Here is a 7,228-nt window from a genome sequence, read left to right as displayed (position 1 = left end):
GGAGGGGGGAGGGGGCGGGGACCCTGCCCCGGTAGCCGTTCGAGCCGCGATCCGGGCCACCGCCCAGGCAGCGGACTTGGGCCACCGTCCGGGTAACGCCCCCCGGGGGGGGCCGTCCGACCGCAGTCGTACCCGGATTCCGCCCGGCTCAGCGGCCCTTGTCGTACGTGGGTATCCGGATCAGCGGCCCTTGTCGTACGTGGGTATCCGGATCAGCGGCCCTTGTCGTGCGTGGGTATCCGGATCAGCGGCCCTTGTCGTGCGTGGGTATGGGGTGCGGGCGATGGCCGTCGTGGGGACGGGTCGGCGGGCTTTGCGAGGCATCACTGCGTTTGTGGGGGCGATTCCGGTCGGAGCCGGGGAGCGAATGGCGGGAGTGTGCGTTCTCATGGCGAGACATGGGGCAGCGCCTTTCCGATCGGGGAATTCTCGAAGTACCGGGCGGAGCCGGGGAGTTGCCCGCGACGGCCCAGGGAAGGGGCTATTCGTCCAGTCGGGCGCTGCGGGCGAACGGTTTTTCGCCGACCGCGCCGGACCGCCGTACGGGGTGGATGAACTTCCCGAACGGGAGGTAAACGAGGGTGAACACCACGGACGCCATGTGCAGCAGCGCCAGGAACCGGTAGCCGCCGCCGTGCAGAAAGAGCGCCGAGAACGTCAGCAGAAGTCCGGTGACGGAGATGACGAGGAGGGCAAGCAGCGGAACGAGGTCATAAGCGACGCGCGCTCCGGGTACGGCCGCACGGTCCCGTAGGCGTCGCCACAGGAAATAGCCGGCGCCCGCGATGACGAGCAGGGCCGCGAGGTCGAGCCCGTGGAAAACGAACCAGCCGATGACGTCGGAGGAATCGAAGCCAATGACTCTGAAGCCCCAGATCCGCATGTCATAACCGGGCCCGGTTGCCGCGGTGAAGGTGAGCCATCCCCAGACGAGCGGGATGCTGATGAGCACTGCCAGAAGGCAGCCCCAGAAGAGGAGTTGGTGGGCGACCCAGCGAGCGGCCGGGTGTGCGCCGGCGAATTTCCGGAAACCGAGACCGGCGACGGCCTCCCGGGGCAGCGCGCCGGATACCCGGCGGAGATCCCCCTCGGGGAGGCTGCGGAGACCTTCCTTGGGGAGGTAGCGGAAATCCTCCTCGGAGCGGCCTTCGTCACGGCTGCCGACGCTGGAGCAGCCTTGTCTGGGGCTGCGTGGCCTGGGGCCTGCGCTGGATATTTCCGCTCTGGTGGCGTCTTCCCTGGAGCGTGCGTCCTTGGAGAGGAGGGTGGGGCGGCCAGCCTGCCTGTGGAGACGGCTGGCGGACGGATCGCTGCATCGGACGGTGCAGCGGTAGGCGATGCCGAAGGCGAGGAAGACCGTGGCCACGGCGTAGGGGAGCAGTGCGGAGTCGAAGTCCCGCAGCATACGGCTGCCCAGGACGATGGCGGCGCTCAGCAGAAGCGCGGCGACCGAGCCCATCAACGTCGCACGGACCGCCCGGGGCCTGGGCCGGGGCGGCGCCGCTATGTCCCCCGGGTCCACTCCCGAGGCTGCTGGGGCGTCTGATGGCTGTGGCACGGAGCCCACGCTAGGCGGATATAGGACAGTGGTCCTGTTTTGTGGCCTTAGTGGGTGAGGGCCGCTCCCTGCCCGCGGACGAGATCCGCGCTTCTCCTCCGCAGGCGAGGGCGGCGAACGAGGCCGCGCGGCGGCTCGGCGGGCCCCCAGCCCCCACGGCCCTGATCGCCGGGCCCGCGCCTCCCCCGGCCGTGATCGCCAGGCCGGCACCTCGCCGGCCGTGATCGCCATCCCCCGCGCCCGTCTCAGCCACGGCCGCCCGGGCCAGGCTGCCTCGGCCACCATCGCCCGGTCCCCGCCCCGCTCGGCTACGGGCGCCAGAAGCTGCCCCCGGGCCCACGGTCATCCGCGTCATGCCCCGGGGCGGCTCGTTCGTCAGCGGGGGACGGTCGGCATGCCCAGGGCCTCGTGCCACCACAGATCGCGGCCCGGCTTCCAGGAGACCGGCCGTGAGCACCGGTTCACCACCAGCACCTTCCGGTCCGGTACGCCGCCCGAGGCCGCACCCCGTGCCAGCGCGTGGTCCAGCAGCGCCTTCACCGGACGTACCGCCCCGTCCCAGAACGCCGCATCGGCCGTGATCAGCACCCGGGCGGAGGACTCCTGGGTCCGCGCGACCAGTTCGGGCACCGTCAGCGAGACCGGCAGCGTGGTGCGTATCGCGTCTAACCGCCCGCAGGCGAGCGTGGCGATCACCGATTCGGGCACCAGCGGCAGATGCACCGCGACCCGGTCGCCGGCTCGCACCCCGAGCCGGCTGAGCGCGGCCGCGGCCCGCACGGCCTGGTCGAGGAGCATGCCGTGCGTCAGCTCCTCTTGGCGTCCGGGCTCTCCGTTCCAGGTGAGGGCGATCCGCGACGCCTGCGGCTCTTGCAGTTCCCTGGCGTCATCTGCATGCTCTGAAGTCACACGGCGCAACATGCGGACCAGCTTGGAGATCGCCGATCAACGATCGCTGAACATCCGTTCAACGGGCCGGCGCCCGCCCTCCCGCACCCGCGCGGCAGCGCCTCACGCGCCGGCCCCGCCCGGTCCTCGTCGCGGACTCCAACGGCTCCTCGCCCCGGCCCCGGCGCATCACTCCGGGCCCGGCGCACCGCCCCGGATTCCTCCGGCCGTGCGCGCAGCCCGCCCCGGCACTCATGCCCCTCTCCGGTGCACTCCATCCCCTCTCACCCCAATTCTTTTGCCCGTTTCCCTCCCGCACGTGCGCGAGGGCACATGAGAGGCGGCTCGATGCCCGTCCTGCCCCCATCCGAACAGCGCCCGCGCCCGGGCCGGCCGGCCCGTTGGGCACAGGCCGCCCTTGCCACCGGCGCCTGCTGCGTCCAACTGGACGCCTTCGCACTGAACCCGGTGCTCCCGGTCGTCCGCGACGAGCTGCACGGTTCCGCGGCCGCCACCCCCTGGATCGTCAGCGGCTATCTCCTCGCCGCCGGTTCGCTGATGCCGGTGGCCGGCCGCCTCGGCGACCTCCACGGGCGGCGCCGGATGATGACGCTCGGCACGGTGCTCTTCGGCGTCGCCGCCGTGCTGTGCGCGCTCGCGCCGTCGCTGCCGCTGCTGGTGGTGGCGCGGGTGCTCCAGGGTGCGGGCGGAGCGCTGCTCATGCCCGCCGGGCTGGCCCTGCTGACCCACGCCTGGCCGCCGGGGCACGGACAACGGGCGACGGGCCGGGCGCTGGGGCTGGCCGGACTGGCCACCGTCTGCGGCCCGTTCATCGGCGGTGTGCTCGCCCGGTCCGTCTCCTGGCGTGCGGTCTTCTGGCTGACCGTGCCCCTTGCCCTGGCCGCCGCCCTGTGCGCCCGCCGGGCGCCGGAGTCCCGGGATCCGGAGGCCCGGCAGCGCTTCGACACCGCCGGTGCGGCCGCCGCCACGGGCGCGCTGGTCTGCCTCGTCCGCTGGCTGGAGCATCCCGCGGCCTGGGGCTGGGCGATGGGTGCGGCGGCGCTCGGCGCGCTCTTCGTACGGGCCGAACGGCGCTCCCCCGCGCCGCTGGTGGACCTTGCGCTGTTCCGCAACCGCCCGTACGTGGCACTGACCGCGGGCGGCGCGCTCGCCAACTCCGCGACCGTGGCGCTGTTGTACGTGGCGCCGTGGGTGCTCCAGCGGAATCACGGGTGGTCGGTGCGGGATGCGGGGGTGGCGTTTCTTGCGCCCGCCGTCGCGCTGGCGGTCGGCGGCCCGGCGGCCGGCCGGGTGCGCCCCGCGGCCGCCGTACCGGTGATGGCCGGCTGCCTGGCCCTCTCCGCGGTCGCGCTGGGGTGGGCCGCGTACGGTACGGGCGCCCCCGCGCTGTTGATGGCGTCGACGGGTGCCGCGGGGGCACTGGGGGTGGCCGGCGGGCTGGCTCTCACCGGCACCCAGGCGGTCGTCCGCCGCGGGCGGGCGGGCGAGGCGTCCGGGGTGACGAAGGCGGCGCTGACCGCGACGGCGGGGATCTGGCTCGCCGTCACCGGGGCCGGGACCGGCGGCGTCACCGGGGCCGGAACGGGCGGTGGCGCCGGCCCGGCACTGGCTCTCCCCGCCGCCGCCTGCCTGGCCACCGCCGCGGTCCTCGCCCTCACCCTGCTGGTCCCCGTGGTCCCCCGGGTGCGGGGACGCCTGCGCCGCCGGGCCGGCCGGGGCGGGGGCGTCCACCGGAACGACTGAGTCGCCGCGGCCCGCACAGGGCCGGCCGGGGCGACTGGGGCGGAGCGGCCGCGGCGGAAGCGTCCGCAGGGCCGGCCGAGATGGCTGAGGCGGTGGGAAACAGCTGAAGGGGCGAGGCGGCTGAGGCAGCCGTGACAGCTGGAGGGGCGAAGACGGCTATGGCGGCCGAGACAGCCGCGGCCACGTCGTCCGCGGCCGTGTCGTCCGCCAGCCCATCCAGCAGCGCTCAGGCCGCGTCCGCCGCCACCGCCTCGTAGCCCCCCACCACGTCGCACACGTCCCCGAACCCGTGCGCCTCCAGCAGGGCCGCCGCGATCACCGATCGGTTGCCGCTGCGGCAGTACAGGACCACCGGGCGGTCCGGATCCAGTTCGCCGATGCGGTGCCGGAGGCCGGCCAGCGGAATGTTGCGGGCTCCGGGGAGAGCCCCCGCCTCGTACTCGGCCGGGTTGCGGACATCGATCAACTGGACACCCCGCTCCCCCACCAGTTCCTCATGGCGGATGCGATGGCTGTGGCGGGTGAGTGCGGGGCAGCGCTCCAGTACGGCGGTGGGGTCGGGGAGATGGCCGAGGACGTGGTCGTAGCCGATGCGGGCGAGGCGGAGGCGGGCCTCCTGCTCCGCGCCGGGGTCGGCGAGCAGCACGATCGGGGTGCCCGGGGCGACCACGCTGCCGGTGTACTCCGCGAACCGCGTGTCCAGGCTCGTATGGAACGAACCGGCCAGGTGAGCCCGGGTGTAGGCGGTCAGCGGGCGGCAGTCGAGGAGGGCGGCGCCCTGGCGGTCGCGGGCCGCGAGGGCCTCGTCCAGGGTGAGGGCGGTCGGCGGGCCGGGCTCCAGGAGGGGGTGGCCGTCGCGGTTGAGGGCCGCGTCGTGCGCGAAGTAGCCGGGGGTGGCGGGCTGGCCCGCGGTGACCAGCCGCACGAAGTCGGCCTCCGGCATGGGTTGCAGGGCGTAGTTGAGACGCCGCTGGTCGCCGATGGTGGAGCTGGTCTCGGTGGAGAGACTGCGGCCGCAGGCGGATCCGGCGCCGTGTGCGGGAAAGACCCGGGTCGCGTCCGGGAGGGCCAGCAGTTTGGTGTGCAGGGAGTGGTGCAGCCGGGCGGCCATGTCCTCGGGTGAGTGCCCGGCGGCGGACAGCAGATCGGGGCGGCCGACATCGCCGACGAAGAGGGTGTCGCCGGTCAGCACGCCGAACGGCACCTCGTCGTCGGGGTGTTCGCGGATGACCAGGCAGATGGATTCCAGGGTGTGGCCGGGCGTGGCGAGGACGGTGAGGGTGACCCCGTCGCCGTCGTCTCCACCGAGCTGGATGCGCTCGCCGTCCCTTAACCGCCGTATGGGGAAGCCGGTTTCGGCGGCCTCGCCGAAGCAGACGGTGGCGCCGGTGGCACGGGCGAGTTCGAGGTGGCCGGAGAGGAAGTCGGCGTGAATGTGCGTCTCGACGACGAGTTCGATGCGCAGACCGGCGGCTTCCGCATCACGCACGTATTCGTCGGTGTCGCGTCGCGGGTCGACGAGCACGGCCCGTCCGGTGGTCTCGTCGCCGATCAGATACGACGCCTGGGACAGACAGTCGAGGTAGTACTGCGCGAAGTGCACGGTCGGCCTCCAGAGTGTGCGGGCCCGTCCGGCGGCCGGGCCGGGACCCGTCCGGGCAGGGTGCGTTGTGCGGATGCACGGATGTACGTACATTAGGTACGCAGAGGGCGGGCGACAAGCCGAGGTCGGCTGCCCGTCAAGCGATATGACCCTGTATCAGCCGATCCGGCGCCCCTGCCCCGCCCCCACCTCGTCAGTCCGCGGAGGAATCACCATGACGACCGAGCCGCCGGACGGCGCGCACGAGCCGCGCCCCCTGGACCGGCACTCGCCACTGCCCCTGTGGGCGCAGCTCTTCGCCGATCTGCGCCGTCGGATGGAAACCGGCGCGTTCCACGAGGAGTTCCCGGCCGAGCACCGGCTCACCGTCGAGTACGGGGTCAGCCGGCACACCGTCCGCGAGGCGCTGCGCAAGCTGCGCGCCGACGGCCTGGTGATCGCCGAACGCGGCCGCGCCAGCCGGCTCGGCACCCGCCACATACAGCAGCCGCTGGGCTCGCTCTACAGCCTCTTCCGCGAGCTGGAAGGCCAGGGCGTGGAGCAGCGCAGCGAGGTGCTGCGGCTGGAGCGGACCGCGGACGGCACGGTCGCCGGGCATCTGGGGCTGATCCCGGACGCGCCGCTGATCGTCCTGGAACGGCTGCGGCTCGCGGACGGCGAACCGCTCGCCCACGACACCGCGTATCTGCCCGCCGAGGTCGCCGAGCCGCTGCTGGACGCCGACTTCGGGCACACCTCGCTCTACGGGGAGCTGACCCGGCGCTGCGGGGTGAAGGTCACCGGCGGCCGGGAACGGATCCATCCGTTCCTGCCGGACATCCGCCAGGCGTGGCTGCTGGGACTGGCCGACCGGGAGCCGGCGTTCGCCATCGAGCGGCTGGGGCGGGCCGCGGAGCGGCCGGTGGAGTGGCGCGAGACGGTGGTCCGCGGCGACCGGTTCACCTTCGTCGCGGAGTGGTCCGACACCAGCCGGGCCGTCGCCCTGGCACCGCGGGCCTCGTGTCCGTCCTCATAGCCGTCGCGGCGTTGCCGTGCGGGCTGCTGATCGGGCTGCTGCTGGGCGCGCTGGGCGGCGGCGGTTCGGTGCTGGCGGTGCCCGCGCTGGTCTATCTGCTGGGGCAGTCGCCGCACGAGGCGACCGCGGGCGCGCTGGTCGTCGTCACGGTCGGCGCGGTGACCGGGCTGGTGTGCCACGCCCGTGCCGGGCGGGTCCGCTGGGCGGCCGGTACGGCCTTCGGGGCACTGGGCACGGCCGGCAGCTACCTCGGTTCCCGGTGGAGCGCGGCCCTGGATCCCACGGTGCTGATGGCGGCGTTCGCGGGCCTGATGCTCGTGGTGGCGGCGATGCTGCTGTTACGGGGGCGGCGCGCACCACGGGCGGCGGATGGCGCCAGGCCCACCCCCACCCCTACCCC

At 73.7% G+C, this 7,228-nt stretch carries 6 protein-coding genes; 3 read left to right on the top strand and 3 right to left on the bottom strand.

Annotated features, from left to right (window positions below):
* Window positions 1-481 precede the first annotated feature (481 nt).
* Both EST54_RS35780 and EST54_RS32590 read right to left on the bottom strand, forming a co-directional pair.
* The gene (locus EST54_RS35780; RefSeq protein ID WP_455343837.1) at window positions 482-1,405 is read right to left on the bottom strand and encodes an MFS transporter; all 924 of its coding nucleotides are present in this window, start codon (window positions 1,403-1,405) and stop codon (window positions 482-484) included.
* Window positions 1,406-1,933: 528 nt separating this feature from the next.
* Window positions 1,934-2,467 (bottom strand): AMP-binding protein, encoded by a 534-nt coding sequence (locus tag EST54_RS32590; RefSeq protein WP_244942663.1) that lies wholly within the window; start codon window positions 2,465-2,467, stop codon window positions 1,934-1,936.
* Window positions 2,468-2,794: 327 nt separating this feature from the next.
* Here EST54_RS32590 and EST54_RS32585 point away from each other — a divergent pair, with 327 nt between their 5' ends.
* A complete protein-coding gene (locus tag EST54_RS32585; protein WP_167511645.1) occupies window positions 2,795-4,210 on the top strand; it encodes an MFS transporter in 1,416 nt (471 codons plus the stop codon).
* Between the two features lie 226 nt (window positions 4,211-4,436).
* On the opposite strand, the gene EST54_RS32580 is transcribed toward EST54_RS32585, so the two are convergent.
* Complete coding sequence (locus EST54_RS32580; protein ID WP_129251290.1) at window positions 4,437-5,813, bottom strand: MBL fold metallo-hydrolase; 1,377 nt, start codon at window positions 5,811-5,813, stop codon at window positions 4,437-4,439.
* A 214-nt stretch (window positions 5,814-6,027) separates the two neighbouring features.
* Here EST54_RS32580 and EST54_RS32575 point away from each other — a divergent pair, with 214 nt between their 5' ends.
* Together EST54_RS32575 and EST54_RS32570 are read left to right on the top strand one after the other, a co-directional pair.
* Window positions 6,028-6,828: a GntR family transcriptional regulator gene (locus tag EST54_RS32575; protein ID WP_129251289.1), complete on the top strand. Its 801-nt coding sequence runs from the start codon at window positions 6,028-6,030 to the stop codon at window positions 6,826-6,828.
* The coding region (locus EST54_RS32570; RefSeq protein WP_135796915.1) for a sulfite exporter TauE/SafE family protein at window positions 6,813-7,228 on the top strand (416 nt) is incomplete at its 3' end. The genes EST54_RS32575 and EST54_RS32570, both read left to right, overlap by 16 nt.

The sequence above is a fragment of the Streptomyces sioyaensis genome (assembly GCF_004122735.1).
Taxonomy (GTDB): domain Bacteria; phylum Actinomycetota; class Actinomycetes; order Streptomycetales; family Streptomycetaceae; genus Streptomyces; species Streptomyces sioyaensis.
This window is presented reverse-complemented; position numbering and strand designations above follow the sequence as displayed.